General features: G+C 72.1%; 18 protein-coding genes and 2 tRNA genes. 16 read left to right on the top strand and 4 right to left on the bottom strand.

The features are described from left to right. Positions 1 to 177: 177 nt before the first annotated feature. A complete protein-coding gene (locus ACQP09_RS09650) occupies positions 178 to 1,317 on the top strand; it encodes a hypothetical protein (protein ID WP_433397592.1) in 1,140 nt (379 codons plus the stop codon). Here ACQP09_RS09650 and ACQP09_RS09645 read toward each other — a convergent pair. Next, a complete protein-coding gene (locus ACQP09_RS09645) occupies positions 1,244 to 2,362 on the bottom strand; it encodes a M48 family metallopeptidase (protein WP_433397590.1) in 1,119 nt (372 codons plus the stop codon). The genes ACQP09_RS09650 and ACQP09_RS09645 overlap by 74 nt on opposite strands. 111 nt (positions 2,363 to 2,473) lie before the next feature. Here ACQP09_RS09645 and ACQP09_RS09640 point away from each other — a divergent pair, with 111 nt between their 5' ends. The 10 genes from ACQP09_RS09640 to ACQP09_RS09595 all read left to right on the top strand — a co-directional run bounded on the left by ACQP09_RS09640 (position 2,474) and on the right by ACQP09_RS09595 (position 7,560). Next, positions 2,474 to 2,626, top strand: coding sequence for a hypothetical protein (locus tag ACQP09_RS09640; protein ID WP_432149217.1), 153 nt, complete (start codon positions 2,474 to 2,476; stop codon positions 2,624 to 2,626). A gap of 84 nt (positions 2,627 to 2,710) precedes the next feature. After that, positions 2,711 to 2,872: a hypothetical protein gene (locus ACQP09_RS09635; RefSeq protein WP_433397588.1), complete on the top strand. Its 162-nt coding sequence runs from the start codon at positions 2,711 to 2,713 to the stop codon at positions 2,870 to 2,872. A 38-nt stretch (positions 2,873 to 2,910) separates the two neighbouring features. Continuing rightward, positions 2,911 to 3,528: a nicotinate-nucleotide adenylyltransferase gene (gene nadD, locus ACQP09_RS09630; protein WP_433397586.1), complete on the top strand. Its 618-nt coding sequence runs from the start codon at positions 2,911 to 2,913 to the stop codon at positions 3,526 to 3,528. Between the two features lie 19 nt (positions 3,529 to 3,547). Next, positions 3,548 to 5,392: an LCP family protein gene (locus ACQP09_RS09625; RefSeq protein ID WP_433397584.1), complete on the top strand. Its 1,845-nt coding sequence runs from the start codon at positions 3,548 to 3,550 to the stop codon at positions 5,390 to 5,392. 95 nt (positions 5,393 to 5,487) lie between these two features. Beyond that, complete coding sequence (gene rsfS, locus ACQP09_RS09620; protein WP_356750299.1) at positions 5,488 to 5,919, top strand: ribosome silencing factor; 432 nt, start codon at positions 5,488 to 5,490, stop codon at positions 5,917 to 5,919. After that, positions 5,916 to 6,569 (top strand): histidine phosphatase family protein, encoded by a 654-nt coding sequence (locus ACQP09_RS09615; protein WP_404058689.1) that lies wholly within the window; start codon positions 5,916 to 5,918, stop codon positions 6,567 to 6,569. Before rsfS ends, ACQP09_RS09615 begins: the two co-directional genes overlap by 4 nt. A gap of 138 nt (positions 6,570 to 6,707) precedes the next feature. Further along, positions 6,708 to 6,780: transfer RNA gene (locus ACQP09_RS09610), tRNA-Ala, on the top strand. Between the two features lie 133 nt (positions 6,781 to 6,913). Then, positions 6,914 to 7,102 carry a hypothetical protein gene (locus ACQP09_RS09605; protein ID WP_433397581.1) on the top strand — a complete coding sequence of 63 codons (189 nt, stop codon included), beginning with the start codon at positions 6,914 to 6,916 and terminating at the stop codon, positions 7,100 to 7,102. Between the two features lie 3 nt (positions 7,103 to 7,105). Continuing rightward, positions 7,106 to 7,339, top strand: a complete 234-nt coding sequence (locus tag ACQP09_RS09600) for a hypothetical protein (protein WP_015608461.1) — start codon at positions 7,106 to 7,108, stop codon at positions 7,337 to 7,339. A 148-nt stretch (positions 7,340 to 7,487) separates the two neighbouring features. Beyond that, a tRNA-Ala gene (locus ACQP09_RS09595) sits at positions 7,488 to 7,560 on the top strand. A gap of 78 nt (positions 7,561 to 7,638) precedes the next feature. Here the strand turns inward: ACQP09_RS09595 and ACQP09_RS09590 are convergent. Both ACQP09_RS09590 and ACQP09_RS09585 read right to left on the bottom strand, forming a co-directional pair. After that, positions 7,639 to 9,228, bottom strand: a complete 1,590-nt coding sequence (locus ACQP09_RS09590) for a ferredoxin (RefSeq protein WP_433397577.1) — start codon at positions 9,226 to 9,228, stop codon at positions 7,639 to 7,641. Beyond that, the gene (locus ACQP09_RS09585; RefSeq protein WP_433397575.1) at positions 9,225 to 10,865 is read right to left on the bottom strand and encodes a hypothetical protein; all 1,641 of its coding nucleotides are present in this window, start codon (positions 10,863 to 10,865) and stop codon (positions 9,225 to 9,227) included. The genes ACQP09_RS09590 and ACQP09_RS09585 overlap by 4 nt, the downstream gene beginning before the upstream one ends. A 452-nt stretch (positions 10,866 to 11,317) precedes the next feature. Between ACQP09_RS09585 and leuS the strand changes: the two genes are divergently transcribed. The 5 genes from leuS (at position 11,318) to ACQP09_RS09560 (ending at position 19,997) form a co-directional block, all read left to right on the top strand. Next, complete coding sequence (gene leuS / locus ACQP09_RS09580; protein WP_433397573.1) at positions 11,318 to 14,191, top strand: leucine--tRNA ligase; 2,874 nt, start codon at positions 11,318 to 11,320, stop codon at positions 14,189 to 14,191. Between the two features lie 137 nt (positions 14,192 to 14,328). Further along, positions 14,329 to 15,102 (top strand): hypothetical protein, encoded by a 774-nt coding sequence (locus tag ACQP09_RS09575; protein WP_433397571.1) that lies wholly within the window; start codon positions 14,329 to 14,331, stop codon positions 15,100 to 15,102. A 115-nt stretch (positions 15,103 to 15,217) separates the two neighbouring features. Next, positions 15,218 to 16,063, top strand: coding sequence for a DegV family protein (locus ACQP09_RS09570; protein ID WP_433397569.1), 846 nt, complete (start codon positions 15,218 to 15,220; stop codon positions 16,061 to 16,063). 452 nt (positions 16,064 to 16,515) lie between these two features. Beyond that, entirely contained in the window at positions 16,516 to 17,388 is an 873-nt protein-coding gene (locus tag ACQP09_RS09565) for a ComEA family DNA-binding protein (RefSeq protein WP_433397567.1), read from the top strand. After that, positions 17,385 to 19,997, top strand: coding sequence for a ComEC/Rec2 family competence protein (locus ACQP09_RS09560; protein WP_433397565.1), 2,613 nt, complete (start codon positions 17,385 to 17,387; stop codon positions 19,995 to 19,997). The genes ACQP09_RS09565 and ACQP09_RS09560 overlap by 4 nt, the downstream gene beginning before the upstream one ends. Here ACQP09_RS09560 and ACQP09_RS09555 read toward each other — a convergent pair. Next, positions 19,980 to 20,483, bottom strand: a complete 504-nt coding sequence (locus tag ACQP09_RS09555) for a pyridoxamine 5'-phosphate oxidase family protein (protein WP_433397563.1) — start codon at positions 20,481 to 20,483, stop codon at positions 19,980 to 19,982. The two genes, ACQP09_RS09560 and ACQP09_RS09555, sit on opposite strands and share 18 nt — an antisense overlap. Between the last annotated feature and the right edge of the window lie 31 nt (positions 20,484 to 20,514).

Below are 20,514 nucleotides of genomic sequence, written 5' to 3'. Positions count from 1 at the left end.
TGGTCCCGGCCGCCACTTCGCGCCGCTCTCCGCGTTTACGTCACCGCCGATCGACCTACTCTGAAGATGTGACCCCTCGCTTCCCGGGGGGCTTCTCGCTGCCGGACGCCCGGCGGCCGAAGCAGACCGTTGCGCGCCGCGCTGGACCCGGTGGTGCGGAGATGCGGGAGAGACGTCATGACAGGCCGCTCAGAACCGCCGAACGGCCCGCCCGAGAACCCCGAGGGCGGCGAGGACGAGTACCGCTCGCTCGTCTTCGACGAATCGTTCATCCGCAGTGCCCGCATGCAGGAGTTCTCGGCCCAGGAGCGGATGGGCGAGCCCGCCCGCGCCGTGCGGACCCTGCCGGAGCCGGTGGCCCCCGCCCACCACGGCTCCCGGGCCGCCATCGTGCTGGTCGTCCTCATCGCCCTGGCCTTCGCCGCGGCCGTCTACATCGGCTTCCGCAACCCCTATCCGCAGCCCGTCACCCGGCGGGCCGAACCGCTCCGGACCACCGTGGTGCCCCTCGCCCCGCGCGGAGCCGTACCCGCCGGATCACCCGAGCGGCTCTACCGGGCCGCACCACTCTCCGGCTTCCGGACCGGTGGCGAGGGCATCAACTTCCCTTCCGTACGGCGCACGCAGAACTTCTCGGACAGCCAGATCACCACCGCCCTCGCCATCGCCAAGGACTACCTGGTGGAGTCCTCGCTCAACCCGGACGTCCTCACCGGCCAGGTCCGCAGGCCCGTCGAGCAGCTCCTGGACCCGGACCAGCGCGGCCAGTTCGAACGGTCCATGAGCAGCCCCGCCGACGACGGCCTCCACGCCGCCACCGGCTGGCTGGTCCGCTTCGACCCGGCCCGGGTGGAGCTCGCGGACCCGGGGATCCGGGTCCAGGGCACCTTCGCGTACGCGGAGGACGGCGCGGGCACCCTGGAGGTCGTCTCGGACCACACCTTCACCTACGCCCTGCGCCTGGCGACAGGCCCCCGCAAGGAGGACGGCGCCTCGCTCTTCACCGTCCGGCGCGAGCTGCGCTTCCGCTTCGACCGCGAGGACCTGCGGCTGCACCGGCTGGAGCTGCGCACCGCCCACGTACAGGCCGGGCCGCAGTCCTGCTCGTCCGGCCAGGCGGGGGCGCTGCGCCCGCTCCTGGCGGGGGAGCGGGCCGACGACCGGGGCCCCGCGCCCACCGACCCGTACGCGGCCGGCCGACCCACCGCGGCCCTCTGCGGGACCCTGGCGCCGCTGAGCGCCCCTACGCCTTCCGAGGCCCCTCCTCAGGCCCCTCCGTCCCCTCAGGCCCTCCGGGAGTACCGTCCGAGCCCGTAGCGGAACCGCCCCGGGCGGCCCCGGCGCCTCCGGTGAACTTGTCGCGCAGCTTGCCGCCCAGGTCTCCGGCGCCTCCGGCGATGTCACCGACCAGCTTCATCAGCGGGTCCTTGCTCGTCCGCACGGTGTCGGCGTAGTGCGTGGCCGACTCCCGGAAGGAGTCCGTCACCGAGGCGTCCTTGTCCTCGTCGCGCCGCGGGTAGTGGCCGTCCATGATCCGCTGGAAGTCCCGGGTCTCCGACCACTTCTTCAGCTCGGCGGCCCGCACCGTGGTGAAGGGGTGCGACCGGGGCAGCACATTGAGGATCTTGAGGACCGAGTCCCGCAGGTCCCCGCCCTTCTCGTACTCGTCGGCCTGGGCGAGGAAGGCGTCCACGTTCATCTCGTGGAGGTGGTTGCCGCCGGCGATCTTCATCAGACCGCGCATCGAGGCCTGGATGTCCTGGCCCACCAGCAGCCCGGCCCGGTCGGCGGAGAGCTCCGACTTGCGGAACCACTCGCGCAGCGCCGTCACTATGGCCATGACCGCCACGTTCCCCAGCGGGATCCAGGCGACCTTCACGGCCAGGTTGGTCAGGAACAGCAGTATCGTCCGGTACACCGAGTGGCCGGAGAGCGCGTGGCCCACCTCGTGGCCCACCACCGCCCGCATCTCCTCCTCGTCGAGCAGCTCGACCAGGCCGGTGGTGACCACGATGATCGGCTCGTCCATCCCGATGCACATGGCGTTCGGCTGCGGGTCCTGCTTGACGTACATCGGCGGGACCTTCTCCAGGTCCAGGATGTAACACGCGTCGCGCAGCATGTCGTGGAGGTGCGCGAACTGCGCCTCGCTCACCCGCACGGAGTCGGAGAGGAAGAGCAGCCGCAGGCTCCGCTCCGGGAGCAGCCCGCTCAGCGCCTTGAAGACGGTGTCGAAACCGGTGAGCCGGCGCAGGGCCACCAGGGCCGAGCGGTCCGCCGGGTGCTCGTAGGCCCGGGAGGAGATCCCGGGAAATCGCCTGCGCGCCCTGCTCGGCACGTTCTCGTGACTGGTGTCGGTCATGGATGGCCCCCTGTTCGTACGAGACGTCGCTCGTCCCCCGGACAAAACCCAGCGTATGCGCTGGCGCTACGGTGTGCGGGGGGCTGTGGATAACTATGAGGAGCGCCCGGAATGCCGCACATCGCCTTCACTCTCGCCGCCGTATCCGAGGACCAGGGACCCGGTGCCACCCTCCGGATCGTGCTGCTGGCCTCGATCGTCGGAGCGGTGCTGCTCGCCTGGTTCCTGCTGCGCGGATACCGCAACAACGATGACAACGACTGAGTCGGCGTGAGCGTGCCCGGAGGCCCCGCATACGATGTGCCCGACGTCTTCCTTCCGACTCACGATCGATAGGTCCTGCCGAAGATGAGCCTCACGAGCACCGCACACGATCTGGTCACCCTCGCCTCCGGAGGCGGGGGCGGCGGCAACCACGAAAGCCTCAACCCCTACCTCGTCGGCGGCCTCGCCTTCCTCGGGCTGATGTTCCTGCTCTGGGTCACCACCCGCTTCAACCGCGACCGCTGAGTCAGAGGCGTACAGCTGTGCCAGTAGGCTCTGCACGCATGGGAGAGCAGGAAGTGCCTACCGGCCCCGAGAAGCGCCGGATCGGCGTCATGGGCGGGACGTTCGACCCGATCCATCATGGACACCTGGTGGCGGCCAGTGAAGTGGCCGCCCAGTTCCATCTCGACGAGGTCGTGTTCGTCCCGACCGGGCAGCCGTGGCAGAAGAGCCACAAGACGGTCTCCCCGGCCGAGGACCGCTATCTGATGACGGTCATCGCCACCGCGTCCAACCCGCAGTTCTCGGTCAGCCGCAGCGACATCGACCGTGGCGGACCGACGTACACCATCGATACGCTGCGGGACCTGCGCGAGGTCCACGGCGACGCGGACCTCTTCTTCATCACCGGCGCCGACGCGCTCGCCCAGATCCTCACCTGGCGTGACGCGGAGGAGCTGTTCTCGCTCTCCCACTTCATCGGTGTGACCCGGCCGGGTCACGTCCTCACGGACGACGGACTCCCCGAGGGCGGCGTCTCCCTCGTGGAGGTGCCCGCGCTGGCGATCTCGTCCACGGACTGCCGTGAGAGGGTCGCGCAGGGGGAGCCGGTCTGGTACCTGGTGCCGGACGGCGTGGTCCGCTACATCGACAAGCGCCAGCTGTACCGCGGCGACTGAGCCACGGAGAGGGGCACCGGTGAACGACCGACAGAACCCGTACGGACACGACCCGTACTACCAGCAGCCGCAGATCATCGGCTACGACGAGTACGGGCAGCCGGTGTACCAGCAGCAAGGGCAGCAGCAGAGCGGGCAGCAGTACGACCCCTACGCCGCCCAGCAGGGACAGGGCCAGGCGCAGGGGCAGGCCTCGGACGCGGGGTCGGGGTCGGGGTACGGATACGACCCGTACGGCCGGTCCCAGCAGCCCTACGACCCGTACGCGGGACAGCAGGCCCAGCAGCAGGACCAGAGCGGCCAAGGCACCGACCAGGGCTACGGCCAGGTCCAAGGCCAAGGTCAAGGCCAGGCCCAAGGTCAAGGCCAGGGGTACGGCTACGGGGGCTACACCGACTACGGCTACGCCACCGGGCAGCAGCCCGCCGCCGTCGACACCGGCCAGTGGAACATCCCGCAGCAGGGCACCGCCCCCGCACCGGAACAGGCACCGCAACACGCCCCGCAGCAGACCCAGCAGACCCAGCAGCCCACGCGCGAGCGCGCCCCCGAGCCGGAGCCCGAGACCGAGGCGGACCCCTCCGTCCCCGGGCAGCGCGGCTCCGCGCCGGACTACCGCACCGAGCAGTTCTCGTTCATCGAGGAGCCCGACGAGGACTCCGAAGACGTCATCGACTGGCTGAAGTTCACCGAGAGCCGCAGCGAACGGCGCGAGGAGGCGCGGCGCAAGGGCCGCAACCGGATGATCGCGCTGATCGTCGTCGCCGTGCTCGTGGTGGTCGGCGGCGTCGGGTACCTCTGGTCCGCCGACATGCTTCCCGGCCTCTCGGGCCCGGAGGAGAAGAAGTCCGTCGCCGTCGGCGCGCAGCAGCGCGACGTGATCGTGGTGCACCTGCACAACACCAAGAAGGGCGGCACGTCGACAGCTCTGCTCGTCGACAACGCCACCACCAAGCAGGGCACCACCGTCCTGCTGCCCAACACCCTCGCCGTCGCCGGTGACGACGGAACCACCACCACGCTGGGCAAGTCCGTCGACGACGACGGCAGGACCGGCACCAGGGAGTCGATCGAGACCCTTCTCGGCACCAGGATCAGCGGCACCTGGCGGCTGGACACCCCGTACCTGGAGATCCTCGTCGAACAGGTCGGCAACATCGAGATGGACACCGACATCGATGTGCCCGACGCCAAGAAGGGTGCCGCGCCCCTGGTGAAGAAGGGGGAGGCGCAGACGCTCAGCGGCCCGATGGCCGTCGCGTACGCCACCTACCTCGCGCCGGGGGAGGCCGAGGCCAAGCAGCTGGCGCGGTTCGGCGAGGTCATGCGCGCGGTGCTGCGCAAGATCTCGGAGGACCCCAAGGCCGCGACCGTCACCGTGGAGACGCTGGCACAGGTCCTGGACCCGTCGCTGCCCGAGAAGGACCTCGGGGCCTCGCTCGCCAAGCTGGCGTCCCGGGCCAAGGTCGGCGACTACAAGACGGCGATGCTGCCGGTCCAGGACGACGGCACCCTCACCGACGCGGCCACCCGCAGCGTCGTCAAGGACATCCTCGGCGGCACGGTGAAGGCTCCCGAGGAGGGCGCGCCCCTGAGGGTCGCCGTCCGCAACGCCACCGGGAACGCCGACGCAGGCGAATCCGCCCGGATCACGCTGGTCAACGGCGGTTACGCCTTCGTGGACAGCGGCAAGGCCGAGACCGAGGCCGAGTCCGTCGTGCTCTACCGGAGCGCCGGGGACAAGGGGAAGGCCACCGAGGTCGCCAAGACCCTGGGGCTGCCCGCCGATGCCGTGAAGAAGGGCGAGCCGGCCGCCAACGCGGACGTGTCCGCCGTGCTGGGGCAGGACTACAAGAGCAAGTAGCGGGACGGCAAGAGCAGGTAATCGTCGGCGGGAGGGGCTGTCGGCGGTCCGTGAGACCCTAGAGGTTGCATCCGACCGCCGACGAAAGCCTGCATGTGACCGCCACGGACCGCTCCATCGAGCTCATCAACGCCGCCGCTCAGGCGGCCGCCGACCGGCTCGCGCACGACATCATCGCCTACGACGTCAGCGATGTGCTGTCGATCACCGACGCCTTCCTGCTGGCCTCGGCCCCCAACGACCGCCAGGTCAAGTCGATCGTCGACGAGATCGAGGAGAAGCTCCAGAAGGAGCTCGGCGCCAAGCCGGTGCGCCGTGAGGGCGACCGCGACGCCCGCTGGATCCTCCTCGACTACGTCGACATCGTCGTCCACGTCCAGCACAGCGAGGAGCGCGTCTTCTACGCGCTGGAGCGCCTGTGGAAGGACTGCCCGGAGATCGCCCTCCCCGAGGACGCGGTCAGGACCCGAGGCAAGGCCGAGGAGCACGCACAGCTCAACGGCAGCACGGAAGGTGACCAGAGCTGAACGGCAGTCGCAGCGGCCGGGGCCGCAGGATCGTCCTCTGGCGTCACGGCCAGACCGCGTGGAACCTGGAGCGCCGATTCCAGGGCTCCACGGACATCGAGCTCACCGAGGAGGGCGTCGGGCAGGCCCGCAGGGCCGCCCGGCTGCTCGCCTCGCTGCAGCCCGACGCCCTCGTCGCCTCCGACCTCCGGCGGGCGGCTGCCACGGCCGCCGAGCTCGCCGCCGTCACCGGCCTCACCGTGGCCCACGACGCCGCACTCCGTGAGACGTACGCGGGGGAATGGCAGGGCCTGACGCACGGGGAGATCGTCGAGCGGTACGGCGAGCAGTACGCCGCCTGGAAGCGCGGCGAGCCGGTGCGCAGGGGCGGCGGTGAGCTGGAGACCGAGGTCGCCGACCGGGCCGCGCCGGTCGTCCTGGAGCACGCCGAGAAGCTGCCCGTCGACGGCACGCTCGTCGTGGTCAGCCACGGCGGCACGATCAGGACGACGATCGGCCGTCTCCTCGGCCTGGAGGCGCACCACTGGGAGGGGCTCGGCGGGCTGTCGAACTGCTGCTGGTCCGTCCTGGGCGAGGGTGCGCGTGGCTGGCGCCTGCTGGAGCACAACGCCGGCACGCTGCCGGAGCCGGTCCTCGGCGACGACGACTAGGCCGCCCCCTGGGGCCGCTCGGCCGCTGTTCGCGGGCCGTCCACGGGCGGCCACGGCCGGATTTCACTTTCCGGCAGGTCACAGGCTAAAGTTCTTCTTGTTCGCAGCGCGGAAACGCAGGGAAACAGAGCGAACAGCGGGGCTATAGCTCAGTTGGTAGAGCGCCTGCATGGCATGCAGGAGGTCAGGAGTTCAATTCTCCTTAGCTCCACAATCGAAGATCCCGTCCCCGTCTGGGGGCGGGATCTTCTGCATAGGGGGCGTGAAGCGGGCTGACCCCCTTGCGGGGTCATGGCAGAATCGGAGCGCCGGAGGGGGCGACGGACCGATCGGGAGGGAGCGCGATGCCTGCGAGTCGCGAACACGTCCCCGGCCTGCCCCTTGTCCCGGCCCCGTCCCCCGGTCCCGTAACGTCCGAAGATCGATCCCGGCTCGGCTGTCCGTCCTGCGGTTCGTCCCACGTGGCCCAGGTTCTGGGCGACAACGGAGGGGTCTCCTACGTGTGCACGGCCTGCGGCCACAGCTGGAGCTGACTGATGGGTGCACACAGGCGTAAGTGCGACTGGTGCGGCAGCGGTACGCCCATTGTCAGGGACATGGACCCGATCAACCCGGAATACCAGTACTGGTGCGAGGAATGCGCCCGGGCGCTGATCATAAAAGGCGACCCCATCGAGACCTACCGGGAGCTGGAGGGGGAGCCGATCTACGGGCGGCTCCTGGAGGAGCACTGCACGCTCAAGCGGTTCTACTCCTTCGCGACGGCATGATCCTCCGGGCCTCTGACCTGCGGCTGACGGCTCAACGCTCAGGATAATTCGGGCATATGGGCATGCATGGGAAACGATTTGGTGAAGCACCGGGGGGACCGTGTAATGTTCTCGATGTCGCCAAGGGAAACCGGGCGGCAAGCAGCAAGGGGCTATAGCTCAGTTGGTAGAGCGCCTGCATGGCATGCAGGAGGTCAGGAGTTCAATTCTCCTTAGCTCCACAAGATCCACAATCTTGGCAGTGAAGAAGCGGGCCACCCGATCCGGGTGGCCCGCTTCTTTCGTCCTGTGCGGTCCGGTCAGTCGCGTCCGCTGCCCAGGGCCCGCCGGTTGACGGCGGGCAGGGCGGGCCGCTGTTGCTGCCGCTCGGCGGCGGCCGGCTGCTCGATCCGCAGGGCCAGCGCGGGACAGCGCCGTACAGCCCGCTGGGCGCGTCCGCGCAGATGCATGGGGACCGAGGCGTCCGCCAGCGCCGGATAGCCGTCGGGGCTCAGTCTGATGAGCTCGGGGACGATGTCCGCGCAGAGGCCGTGCCCCTGGCAGAGCGTCCAGTCCACCGCCAGCTTCTCGCCGCTCGGGATCGACTCCTCCACGTCCTGGTAGCCGGAGGCGGGCAGCGGCAGCACCCCGACCGTCTCGCGGCCGCAGCCGCCGTCCAGGACATGGGCGGCGAGGTCGTCGGTGAACGCCGACAGCGTCGACATGAAGAACCGCGCCGACCCGTCCGGATGCTTGCACGCGCCCCGGCCCTTCACGGCCTGGGTCACCTCGCGCAGGGCCTCCAGCGCGGCGGGCCCGCCGCCGTTCAGCACGTCGGAGAGGCCGCCGGCCGCCGCGGGGAGCCCCAGCTTGCACGGGCCGCACTGCCCGGCGGTCTCGGCGGCCAGCCAGTTCGCGATCCGGAGGGACTCGCCGAGCGGGCAGGTGTCCGGCCCGATCGGCAGGATCGCGCCCGCACCGAGCGCGCCGCCGACGGTGGCCAGGGACTCGCGGGATATGACCGCGTTGTGGGAGGCGACCGCGTCGATCCAGTTGCCGTGGTACCCGCCGGTCAGCACACCCTGGGGGAGCGGCGGGGCTCCGGCCAGCTGGAGGATGTACCGCAGCGGCACCCCGGTCGGCACCTCGACGACCATGGGCCGCGCCACGGCGCCGGAGACGGTCAGCAGGACGGTGCCGGGTTCGTCCGGCAGCCCGGTGTGCCCGTAGCGGCGGGGGCCGATCCGGGCGGCCACGGCGAGCTGGGCGTACGTCTCCGCGTTCGACAGCAGGGTCGGTGAGCCGCCGACCCCGGTCTCCGCCGCCCGCTCGCGCCGGCCGGGTGGCAGGGCCGGGCCGCCGTTCGCCGCCCGGATCACCGAGGACGCCTCGCCGGAGACCATGCGCTCCGGGGTGCGGATCACCCGGGCGCGCAGTTGCTGGCCGCGCCGGTCGGAGAGGCCGCGCTCGGCCAGCGCCGCGCGTACGGAGACCTCGGTGGAGTTACGGGTCACGGCGACGACCAGGGTGCGCGCGCCGAGCGCCTCGGCGGCCAGCAGGGCGCCGTCCAGGATCAGGTGCGGGGCGCGGTTGAGCAGGACGGTGTCCTTGCGGCAGGCGGGCTCGCCCTCGCTCCCGTTGATCACGACGACGGGCCGCACACCGCGCCGGATGGACGCCTTCGCCACGGCCCGCAGCTTCTTCCCGAAGGGGAATCCGGCGCCGCCCCGCCCGCGCAGGGATATCGCCTCGGCCAGCCCCGCCAGCCGCTCGCCGGTCATCGGTTCGAGGGGTCCGTGCACCTTCAGGTGCATGGCGAGGTCGAGCCGCTCCACCAGGTCGAAGCCGGTGGTCAGCTGCGGCAGGCCGACGACGCGGACCTCGGGAACGTCGGGAAGAGGGGCATTCACGGTCGGTCTCCTGCGGGTGCGTGCCACGGTTCGCCGGCCGGGGGCGCGGAGAACGGTCCGGCCGACGGCTCAGCGCCGGTGCCGGGAGTGGGAGTGCTGTGGGTGGCTGTGGTGGAGGGGCCGGCCGAGGGGGCGGCCCGGGACGGTGACTCGTAGGCGGGTACGTAGGTGGCTTCGTAAGGCGCTTCGTAAGGCACTTCGTAGGCGGGCGTCCGGGCGCTGCTGGTCTGGCCGCTGCTGGTCTGGGCGCTGTCGAAAGAAGGCGTCGCGTCAGCTGTGCTGTAGGTCGGTGCGCTGTAGGTGGGGGCGCTGTAAGTCGGCGTGCTGTGGGTCGGCGTGCCGTGCGCAGAGGTGCCGTACGTCGGTGTCTCGTACGGAGGCGTGGTGTGGAGCGGTGGTGTGTACAGCGGCGGTTCCTGCGGGGGCGCGTAGGTGTGTTCGGCTCCTTGCGGGCCGTGGTGGGCCTGTGCGGGCGGTGCGGGGGACGGGGCCGGCCATCTGGAGCCGGGCGGGCGTGTGGCGTCCCCGGCCTGCGAGACGAAGCGGTATCCGGCCGATATGCCCGGCCCGCCCGCCGATCCGATCCCGGAGCCGCCCGCCGTTCCGATGCCCGGCCCGCCCGTCGGCTCGTCGGCGAGCCGGTCGGAGCTGCGGGGCGGTGGCTCGTACGCCTGGGGCTGGACCCCGTACAGCAGTTCCGTCGGCGCCTCGTGCAGGGAGTGCGTCTCGTGCGGCGCGTGCAGCGAACCGGACAGCGGTACGGGCGGTGGCATCGGCGGTGGTGCCGGCGCCGACAGGGTGCGCGGGCGCACCGGAGTGCCCCGGACCTCCCGGTCCGGCTCGCTCCACCCGGCAGGGTCTCCCGCAGGCGCCTCGCGCTCCGTGCCGGGCCGTGAGGACGCGCGCAACACCGGGTCCGGGGTGTCGAAGCCCGCGTCCGCGTTCATCAGCGTGGTGATCCGGTCGGTGATGCGGCGCTTCGTCGGGCGCGGCAGCAGCCGCAGGCAGAGAGCGCCGGCGACGGCGGTGAGGCAGAGGCCGTACATCACGACGACCCAGGTGGCCGGTGCCCGGCCCGCGTACAGGCCGTGGATCAGCGCGGCGCACCAGGCCGGGTAGGCCAGGGCGTGCAGAGCGCGCCACCGGCCCGCGATCCCGCCCGCCTCCCGGGGCGAGCCCAGCGACTGTCCGAGCCGGGTGGCCGTGGGCGAGGGGTGGGCGAACGCGCTGCGCAGGGCACCGGTCGCGGCCGTGACGACCATGAGGAGCCCGGCCAGCGACCCGAAGCCGATCAGCCCCGCCGTACCCGTGACACCGAGGCCGAAGGGTATGAGGGCGCCGATCACGGAGACGTGCCCGAGGGCGATCTTCACGGTGCCGTGCAGCAGCAGGAAGCCGAGCGCGGCGATGGCCGTGGCCCGGTGGATGCCCTGGCAGATGATCCGCTGACGGGTGGAGAGGAACAGCCGGTCCGTGGCCAGCAGGCCCCAGGCGACGGCCGCGCTGAGCGACACCAGCGACAGGACGCCGGTGGTGAAATCGAGGGTGGCGCGGAAGCCGTCGCTCCCCGCGACGGCGAGCAGAGGGACGAAAACCAGGGCGGTGACAGTCAGGCCGCCCTGTACAGGCCGACTCATTCCGGGGCTCATGCTGGGGGATACGCGGATCTTGCGATGAGAGTTCAGAGGGTTCATGGGGGCGACTCCGAATAGTTCGGCAAAGCGGTCCCGTTGCCGCATGCTAGGGCGCCCCATACCAACCAGTACGAGCTTTGCTCGGTTGCCCCGATAGAAGTCGGTACGCCGAGTAACCTCTTCGTTTCGCACCCTAGGGAGGCCGTTTTCCGGGCGCTGCGGGGCCGTTTCCCGGCGCTGCAGGGGACGGCGTCCACCCACCGGTTGCTCTCCGCAGCCCTCCGTGCCCGTGCGGTACCCTGACGCCATGCGTGCCGTACGCCTTCTGCTTAGCGAGCCGCGCTGAACAGTCCCGACCGGTGAGAACGCCTGGTCGGAGTCAGCGCGGCGTCCCCTCCTGTGCGAGGGGATTTTTCGTTTCCCGGCAGATGACGATCGATGGAGCTTTGAGGATCATGAGCGAGACGAATTCCGCAGCCGAGACGGCCGCGCCGCACCGCTACACGGCGGCGATGGCCGCCGACATCGAGGCACGCTGGCAGGACTTCTGGGACGCCGAGGGGACGTACGAGGCGCCGAACCCCACCGGGGAGCTGGCGGGCGATCCGGAGCTGGCCGCCAGGCCGAAGAAGTTCATCATGGACATGTTCCCGTACCCCTCGGGCGCCGGGCTGCACGTCGGACACCCGCTGGGCTACATCGCCACCGATGTCTACGCCCGCCACCAGCGGATGACCGGCCACAACGTGCTGCACACCCTGGGCTTCGACGCGTTCGGCCTGCCCGCCGAGCAGTACGCCGTCCAGACCGGCACGCACCCGCGGGTCTCCACCGAGGCCAACATGGAGAACATGAAGGTCCAGCTGCGCCGTCTGGGTCTGGGCCACGACAACCGCCGCTCGTTCGCGACGATCGAGGCCGAGTACTACAAGTGGACGCAGTGGATCTTCCTGCAGATCTTCAACTCCTGGTACGACACCGAGGCCGACCGGGCCCGCCCGATCGCCGAGCTGGTCGAGCAGTTCGAGAACGGCACGCGGGCGACGCCCGACGGCCGTGAGTGGAGCGCGCTGACCGCCGCCGAACGCGCCGACCTGCTGGGCGAGTACCGCCTGGCGTACGCCTCCGACGCGCCGGTCAACTGGTCGCCCGGCCTGGGCACCGTGCTGGCCAACGAGGAGGTCACCGCCGACGGCCGCTCCGAGCGCGGCAACTTCCCCGTCTTCAAGGCCAAGCTGCGCCAGTGGAACATGCGCATCACCGCCTACGCCGACCGGCTGCTGAACGACCTGGACGGGCTGGACTGGCCCGAGGCGATCAAGCTGCAGCAGCGCAACTGGATCGGCCGCTCCGAGGGCGCACGGGTCGAGTTCCCGGTCGACACCGCCGGTGGCATCACCGTCTTCACCACCCGTCAGGACACCCTGTTCGGCGCCACGTACATGGTGCTGGCCCCCGAACACGACATGGTCGAGCGGATCATCCCGGCCGCCTGGCCCGAGGGCACCCACCCGGTGTGGACCGGCGGGCACGCGAGCCCGGCCGAGGCCGTCACCGCGTACCGCAAGCAGGCCGCAGCCAAGTCCGACGTCGAGCGGCAGGCCGAGGCCAAGGACAAGACCGGTGTCTTCACCGGCGCGTACGCGACCAACCCGGTCAGCGGCGAGAAGGTCCCCGTCTTCATCGCGGACTACGTCCTGATGGGGTACGGCACCGGCGCGATCATGGCCGTACCGGCGCACGACGCGCGCGACTTCGCCTTCGCGCGCGCCTTCGAGCTGCCGATGCGCTGTGTCGTCCAGCCGTCCGACGACCGCGGCACCGACCCCGCCACGTGGAACGACGCCTTCAGCTCGTACGAGGCGAAGCTGGTCAACTCCGCCAACGACGAGGTCTCGCTGGACGGCCTGGGCGTCGTCGAGGCCAAGGCGAAGATCACCGACTGGCTGCGGGAGCACGGCGTTGGCGAAGGCACCGTCAACTTCCGGCTGCGTGACTGGCTGTTCAGCCGCCAGCGCTACTGGGGCGAGCCCTTCCCGATCGTGTACGACGAGGAGGGCATCGCCCACCCGCTGCCCGAGTCGATGCTGCCGCTGGAGCTGCCGGAGGTCGAGGACTACTCGCCGCGCACCTTCGACCCGGAGGACGCGTCCGCCCAGCCCGAGACCCCGCTGTCGCGCAACGCGGACTGGGTCGACGTGACGCTGGACCTGGGTGACGGTGCCGGTCCGCGCAAGTACCGCCGCGAGACCAACACCATGCCCAACTGGGCCGGTTCCTGCTGGTACGAGCTGCGCTACCTGGACCCGACGAACGACCGGCAGCTGGTCGACCCGTCGATCGAGCAGTACTGGATGGGCCCGCGCGAGGGTCAGCCCACGGGCGGCGTCGACCTGTACGTCGGCGGCGCCGAGCACGCCGTACTGCACCTGCTGTACGCGCGGTTCTGGTCGAAGGTGCTGCACGACCTGGGCCACATCTCGTCGGCCGAGCCGTTCCACAAGCTGTACAACCAGGGCATGATCCAGGCCTTCGTCTACCGCGACGCCCGGGGCATCGCCGTCCCCGCCGCCGAGGTGGAGGAGCGCGACGGCGCCTTCTATTACGAGGGCGAAAAGGTCAGCCGCGTCCTGGGCAAGATGGGCAAGTCCCTGAAGAACGCGGTCACGCCGGACGAGATCTGCGCCGAGTACGGCGCCGACACGCTGCGCCTGTACGAGATGGCGATGGGCCCGCTGGACGTGTCGCGCCCCTGGGACACGCGTGCCGTGGTCGGCCAGTACCGGCTGCTGCAGCGGCTGTGGCGCAACGTGGTCGACGAGGAGACCGGCGAGGTCACCGTCGTCGACACGGAGCCCGGCGAGGAGACCCTGCGGGCCCTGCACAAGGCCATCGACGGGGTCGGCCAGGACCTGGAGGGGATGCGGTTCAACACCGCCATCGCCAAGATCACCGAGCTGAACAACCACCTGACGAAGGCGGGCGGCCCGCTGTCGCGGTCCGTGGCCGAGCGGCTGGTCCTGCTGGTCGCCCCGCTGGCCCCGCACATCGCGGAGGAGCTGTGGCGCCGCCTGGGCCACGCCGAGTCGGTCGTCCACCAGGACTTCCCGGTGGCCGACCCGGCGTACGTCGTCGACGAGACCGTCACCTGTGTCGTCCAGATCAAGGGCAAGGTCCGGGCCCGCCTGGAGATCTCGCCCTCCATCACGGACGCGGAGCTGGAGGCGCTGGCCTTGGCGGACGAGGCGGTCGTCGCGGCGCTGGCCGGCGCCGGGATCCGCAAGGTGATCGTGCGGGCGCCGAAGCTGGTGAACATCGTCCCCGCATGACCCTTTTCGTACGGAGTTAGGGCCATCCCCTACGGGCAGGTTGGGGGTTCCGAAGGAACCCTCGGCCTGCCCGCTCCGTTTACGGTGGAGAGGGCGACCGGTACCGGCGGGCCGCATCGAGACACCGAGGGGCATTCATGGAAGCCGCGATCACGATCCTGGCGCTGCTCTTCGTCGCGTTCGTCGCGCTGGGCGTCTATATGACCGTGAAGGCCGTCGGCGCGGCCAAGCGCGGCGTGGACCGCACGATCACGCAGGCCCGTCGCACCGTGGAGGACACCACGCTCCGGGCCAAGAGCTTCGGCCAGCCGGGTGTGGCCGGTGAGCTGGCGCAGCTCCGGCTGGCCCTGCGCACCTCGATGCGCGCCACCCAGGACGCCCTGCACGCCGGAGTCGCCGAGGACTCCTCCCTCGCGGAGTCGGTGGGCCTCTTCCGGCGGCTGAGCGCCCACGGCCTGGAGCTCGACGAGGAGCTGAAGCGGCTGGAGCGCGAGCCCGACCGGGCGACGGTCGCCGGCCTGCTGCCGCAGCTGAGGGAGCGCACCGAGCGGATCACCCACTCGGCGGACTCGCTGCGCTGGGCGGCCCGGGACCGCGCGCGGCAGTTCGCCGACGACGACCTGGACGCGCTCAACGCGCAGATCGACATCGAGGCGGGGGCCCTGCGGCACTGGACCGTGGAGGAGCAGCAGCAGTCCGGGCAGGGGCCGGGCGCCGGGGCGCCGCAGAGGCGCGACACCGGGGTGGACTGGCCCGAGCCCGCTGCCGGAGGCGGCAGCAGCAGCACGGCGGACGACTCCTGGGGCGGACCGGCCGGCGAGGAGGCCCCGCAGGCGATCACCGCTCCGGACCCGCGCCTGCGGACGACGTACCCATGGCAGAAGTCGGCCCGGCCGGAGACGACCAACTGACGGTTGCGCGGTGACCGGACGCGTTCCGACCGGACGCGTTCCGAAGTGACCACGAATGATCGCGGGGCCGGGGCCGGGCTCCCGCACTCCCACCTCGGCAGGTAACCTCCGGCTCATGTCCCGCCATGTCGCTGTCGTCACTGATTCAACGGCCTACCTGCCGCACCGGACGATGGAACGGCACAGCATCACCGCGGTGCCGCTGACCGTCGTCCTGGGCGATCAGGCGCTGGAGGAGGGCACGGAGATCTCGGCCCGCTCGCTCGCCCTGGCCCTGCAGAAACGCCACTCCGTGACCACCTCCCGCCCCAGCCCCGAGGTCTTCGCCGCGACCTACCGGGCGGCGGCCGAGGGCGGCGCCGACGCGGTGGTCTCGCTGCACCTGTCGGCGGAGTTCTCGGGTACGTACGACGCCGCGCTGCTCGCGGCGAAGGACGCGCCGGTCCCGGTGCGCGTGGTGGACACGGGCATGGTCGCCATGGCCCTCGGCTTCTGCGCCCTCGCGGCCGCGGAGAGCGCGGAGGCGGGCGGCAGCCTGGACGAGGTCGTGGCGGCGGCGGAGAAGCGGGCCGCCGGAACATCCGCTTATTTCTATGTCGACACGCTGGACTATCTCCGCCGGGGCGGCCGTATCGGTACGGCCCAGGCGCTGCTGGGGTCCGCGCTCGCGGTGAAGCCGATCCTCCAGCTCGACGGTGGCCGGATCGAGATGCTGGAGAAGGTACGGACGGCGTCCAAGGCCATCGCCCGCCTGGAGGAGATCGTCGCCGAGCGGGCCGGTGCGGCGGCGGTGGACATCGCCGTCCACCACCTCGCCGCGCCGGAGCGCGCGGAGCGGCTCGCCGAGCGGCTGCGGGAACGGGTGCCGGGGCTGGCCGACCTCCATGTCAGCGAGGTGGGCGCGGTGATCGGGGCGCACACGGGGCCGGGGCTGCTGGGTGTGGTGATCTCGCCGCGGTGACGGTGATCTTGTATCGGTGACGGGGGCGGCGACCGTGTCGCGGTGATGGCGGCGGGGCACTGGAGGTGATGGCGACGGAGCCTCGGAGGTGATGGCGGCGAACCTCGGACGGGTGACCGAGATATCCACAACTGGCCGGTTGTCCACAGGAATCGGGGCTGCTCAGCGGGTTCGGGCGGTTGTGCCTAACGTCGTGAGGCATGGCCCTTCGAACTCCTCGGGTGTCGATGCCCGACCACGCGTCCGTGACTTCTCCGTCCTTGTCGCCGTTGCCGACCTCTGCCGCCGTGAGGGTGGCGGCGGCCGGGCGCCCGATGCGGCGTGGGCCCGGCAGCCGGCCGAGCGGGCGGGCCGGGGTACGTCCCGGTGCTCGGCCCGGCGCCCGTCACGGGCCCGCGCGAGGCCGTGCCGCCCTTGCCGCGGCGGCCGCTCGGCGTCGGGCGGACGCGCTGATGACGGGTGCGGTTCCGGAGGCCGGCCCGGGTGTGGTTCCGGCGACCGCCCCGGGTGTGGTTCTTGAGCCGAGCCCGGCCACGTACGCCCTGCACGACGCCCGTCCGGGGGAGGGCGCCCCGGACCGGCCGGAGGCGCCCCCGCGGGTCGGTCGTGTGGTGGCCGGGCTGTGGGACCGGGTGCCCATGGGGGCGCGGCTCGGGTGGGGGCTGGCACCGCGGACGATCGCGGCGCTGGCACTGGTGCTGGTGGCGGCCGCCGGCCTGGCCGCCTTCCATTTCTGGTCCGCGCGTCCGCAGGGGGTGCGTGCCCCCGAGACGGTGGAGGCCGGGGCCGCGGCGGTGGTCGACGATCCGTTACGGGCCGGAGGCGCGGGCTCGGTACCCCGACCGGTTGCCGGTGCACCGCCCACCCCTCCTCCCGAACCGGCCGGGGAGATCGTCGTGGACGTCAGCGGCAAGGTGCGCCGGCCGGGTGTCCAGCGCCTTCCGGCCGGTTCGAGGGTGGCGGACGCGCTCCGGGCGGCGGGCGGTGCGCGCGCCGGGACCGATCTCTCGGGTCTCAACCGGGCGCGCGTGCTCGTGGACGGCGAGCAGGTCGCGGTGGGACTGCCGCAGGCCCCGGCGGCCCTCGGCGCGATGGACGGGACGGCGGGCACACCGGGCGCGCCCGGTCCGGCGGCACTGCTGAGCCTGAGCGCGGCGACCAAGGAGCAGCTCGAAACCCTGCCGGGGGTCGGGCCCGTGCTGGCGCAGCACATCATCGACCACCGCACGGAGAACGGCGGATTCCGGTCCGTCGACGAGCTGCGGCAGGTCAACGGCATCGGTGACCGCCGGTTCGCCGACCTCCGACCGCTCGTACAGCCGTGAACAGCCCCACGGCGGCCGTGGCCGACCGGGCCGACCGGGACACGACTGGTGTGCGGGGCACGGCCCGTGCACGGGAGGAGGGGGCGACGGACCTCCGGCTCGTCCCGCCTGCGCTGGCGGTCTGGGCGGCCGCGGCTCTCGCGCTGGGGCTGCCGGGACGCCGGGTGGCCGCAGGGGCGGTGGTCTGTGCCGGGGTGGCGCTCGTGCTCCTGGTGGCCGGGACCGCTGCGCGGAGGAGGGCAGCAGCCGCGTCCTCCGGATCCGGGCGGCCCGACGCGCCGCAAGGATCTACGCGGGCTGCCGCACCGGCAGCATCCAGGTGGGCCGCCGCAGCGGGCAGAGGCAAGTGGGCCGTCGCTGCCGGAGCCGTGCTGCTCTGCGCGGCGGCCGGCGGTGCCACGGCAGGGTTTCACGGTGCCGATGTGAGGCGAGGGCCCGTTCCCGGGCTGGCGCAGGAGCACGCACGGGTGGACGCCGAGGTGCGGGTCGCCTCGGATCCCCGGCCGACGCGTCCCGGCGTACGGGGCAGCCACAGCACCCCGGACACGCTCCTGATCAACGCGGACATCACCGAGGTGGCCCCACCCGGCGGCCACCGCACCCGGGTCCGTACGCCCGTGCTCCTCATGGTCTCGCCCGGCGACGACCGGGCGAGGTGGCAGGAGCTGCTCCCGTCCACCCGGCTCCGCGTCGGCGGCCGCCTCTCGCCCCCTGCCCACGAGGGCGAACGCCTGGCCGCCGTCCTGCGGGTGGACACCGAGGGGCCACCCCGGATCACCGGCCCCCCTACGGCGGTCCAGCGCGCGGCCGGCGAGCTGCGCTCCGGGCTGCGGGAGGCGACGGACGGCCTCGACGCGGACGCGCGGGCGCTGCTGCCGGGGCTGGTGGTCGGGGACACCTCCAGGGTCCCGCCGGACCTCCACGACGCCTTCAAGGCCACCGACCTGACGCACTTGTTAGCTGTTTCCGGAGCAAACCTGTCGATCCTGCTCTTCCTCCTCATCGGCCCGCCCGGTTCGGCAATGAACAGTGAGAGGCGCGGCCTGGCGCCGAAGTTGGGCATCTCGCTGCGCGGAACCGCGTTGCTGGGCGGCGGGCTGACGCTCGTGTTCATCGTCGTGTGCCGCCCGGAGCCGAGCGTCCTGCGTGCGGCGGCCTGCGGCCTGATCACGCTTCTCGCCATCGGGACCGGCCGCCGCAGGTCCCTGCTCCCCGCACTGGCGGCGGCCGTGGTGCTCCTGGTGCTGTACGACCCGTGGCTGGCCCGGAGTTACGGGTTCCTGCTGTCGGTCCTGGCCACGGGCGCCCTGCTGACGCTCGCGCCGCGGTGGAGTGCGGCACTGCAACGGCGGGGGATGCCGGTGCGGTTCGCCGAAGTGCTGGCGGCGGCGGCCGCGGCGCAGGCGGTGTGCGCGCCCGTGGTGGTGGTGCTGGCCTCGCGGGTGAGTCTGGTGGCGATTCCGTGCAACCTGCTGGCGGAGTTCGCGGTGGCGCCCGCGACGGTGTTCGGGTTCGCGGCGCTGGCCGTCGCGCCGGTCGCACCTCCGGTGGCCGAACTGCTGGCCTGGGTCGCTGGTTGGCCGGCCGGATGGATCGCCGGGGTGGCCCGTACGGGGGCGGACCTTCCCGGGGCGGAGGTGCCGTGGCCCGGGGGCTGGGCCGGTGCCGGGCTTCTCGCAGTCCTCACGGTCCTCGGCGTGCTGCTCGCGCCCCGGCTGGTGCGCCACCCCTGGCTCTGCGCGGGCGCCGCGCTGCTCCTGGTCCTCGTGGTGGTGCGACCGGTCCCGCTGGCCCGGATCGTGACCGGGTGGCCGCCGCCCGACTGGGCGTTCGCGCTGTGCGACGTGGGGCAGGGAGATGCGATGGTGCTCGCGGCCGGGGAGGGTACGGGGGTGGTCGTCGACGCCGGACCCGACCCCCGCTCGGTCGACCACTGCCTGCGCGATCTCGGCGTCACCCGGGTGCCGCTGGTGATCCTCACCCATTTCCACGCCGACCATGTGCGGGGGCTGCCCGGGGTGCTGCGGGGCAGGGCCGTGGGCGCGGTCCAGACGACGAGCCTGGACGAGCCGCCCGAGCAGGCCGCGTTCGTCCGGCGCACGGCGGCCGCCGCCCGGGTCGCGACGGTGCGGGCGGTGTCCGGTGAGCGGCGTCGGGCGGGGCCGCTGGAGTGGCGGGTCCTCTGGCCGCGCGACGGGCCCGGGGGAGTCGGGGCGGTGAAGGGGGCGGGCGGGCCGAACGACGCCAGCGTGACCCTGTACGTACGGGCGGCGGGCGGCCTGACGCTGCTGCTCCTCGGCGACCTCGAACCGCCGGCTCAGCGCGGGTTGCTGCTCGGCTCCGCCGGGCTGCCCCGGGTGGACGTCCTCAAGGTGGCCCACCACGGCTCCGCCTTCCAGGACGCGGGGCTGCTGGACGGCGCGCGGCCGAGGCTCGCGCTGATCTCCTGCGGCGCGGACAACCCGTACGGCCACCCGTCGCCCCGGACCGTCGACGCGCTCACGGCCGCCGGGGCGCGGGTCCTGCGTACCGACACCCATGGCGCCATCGCGGTGACGGGGGCGGGCAAGGAGCTGCGGGCGGTGGGCCGTTCAGGAGGGGAGGGGTGACCGATCGGGGCCGGAGGCGACGGAGGAGGGCGGGACCAGCCAGGTGCCGGAGAGCATCAGGTCGCGGTCCGCCAGCTCGTTCACCTCACGCCAGGCCCGGACGGTGTACGGGGTGATGCGCAGGTACACCCACCGGGAGTCCTTGCGCGGGTCCCACGTGAGCTTCGCCGCGAAGGCGTCGCCGGTGGCGGTGGGGAGGGCCGTTCCCGCGACGATCTCCGCCTCTCCTTCGATGAGGACCACGTCACGGGTGGGGCCGAGGGTGACCCTGACCGGGCCGGTGGGGGTCACATTGACCGCCGTCGGGTTGGTCCCCCGCGTCGCCATGACCAGGGCGTCCCCGTGCCAGACGAACGACAACGGCACCAAGCAGGGGGTGCCGTCCGATGAGGCGGTCGCCACCCAGGCGTCCTCGTCCTCGCGGAGGCGGTCGAGGGTGTCGCGCAGGCGCTGTTCCGGGGTGCGGGGAGGTTCCGGGGTGCTCATGGCCGTCACGCTAACCGCCGTCCGGTGCGGG

The sequence above is a fragment of the Streptomyces sp. CA-146814 genome, from assembly GCF_050942385.1.
Classification (GTDB): Bacteria; Actinomycetota; Actinomycetes; order Streptomycetales; family Streptomycetaceae; genus Streptomyces.
Note: the sequence above shows the minus strand (reverse complement) of the source record. Positions and strands in the feature narration are given on the sequence as shown.

Coding starts and splice junctions, on each gene's coding strand:
- ACQP09_RS09650 (WP_433397592.1), top strand. CDS start 178: ATGACAGGCCGCTCAGAACCGCCGAACGGCCCGCCCGAGAACCCCGAG.
- ACQP09_RS09645 (WP_433397590.1), bottom strand. CDS start 2,362: ATGACCGACACCAGTCACGAGAACGTGCCGAGCAGGGCGCGCAGGCGA.
- ACQP09_RS09640 (WP_432149217.1), top strand. CDS start 2,474: ATGCCGCACATCGCCTTCACTCTCGCCGCCGTATCCGAGGACCAGGGA.
- ACQP09_RS09635 (WP_433397588.1), top strand. CDS start 2,711: ATGAGCCTCACGAGCACCGCACACGATCTGGTCACCCTCGCCTCCGGA.
- nadD (WP_433397586.1), top strand. CDS start 2,911: ATGGGAGAGCAGGAAGTGCCTACCGGCCCCGAGAAGCGCCGGATCGGC.
- ACQP09_RS09605 (WP_433397581.1), top strand. CDS start 6,914: ATGCCTGCGAGTCGCGAACACGTCCCCGGCCTGCCCCTTGTCCCGGCC.
- ACQP09_RS09600 (WP_015608461.1), top strand. CDS start 7,106: ATGGGTGCACACAGGCGTAAGTGCGACTGGTGCGGCAGCGGTACGCCC.
- ACQP09_RS09585 (WP_433397575.1), bottom strand. CDS start 10,865: ATGAGTCGGCCTGTACAGGGCGGCCTGACTGTCACCGCCCTGGTTTTC.
- leuS (WP_433397573.1), top strand. CDS start 11,318: ATGAGCGAGACGAATTCCGCAGCCGAGACGGCCGCGCCGCACCGCTAC.
- ACQP09_RS09575 (WP_433397571.1), top strand. CDS start 14,329: ATGGAAGCCGCGATCACGATCCTGGCGCTGCTCTTCGTCGCGTTCGTC.
- ACQP09_RS09570 (WP_433397569.1), top strand. CDS start 15,218: ATGTCCCGCCATGTCGCTGTCGTCACTGATTCAACGGCCTACCTGCCG.
- ACQP09_RS09565 (WP_433397567.1), top strand. CDS start 16,516: ATGACGGGTGCGGTTCCGGAGGCCGGCCCGGGTGTGGTTCCGGCGACC.
- ACQP09_RS09555 (WP_433397563.1), bottom strand. CDS start 20,483: ATGAGCACCCCGGAACCTCCCCGCACCCCGGAACAGCGCCTGCGCGAC.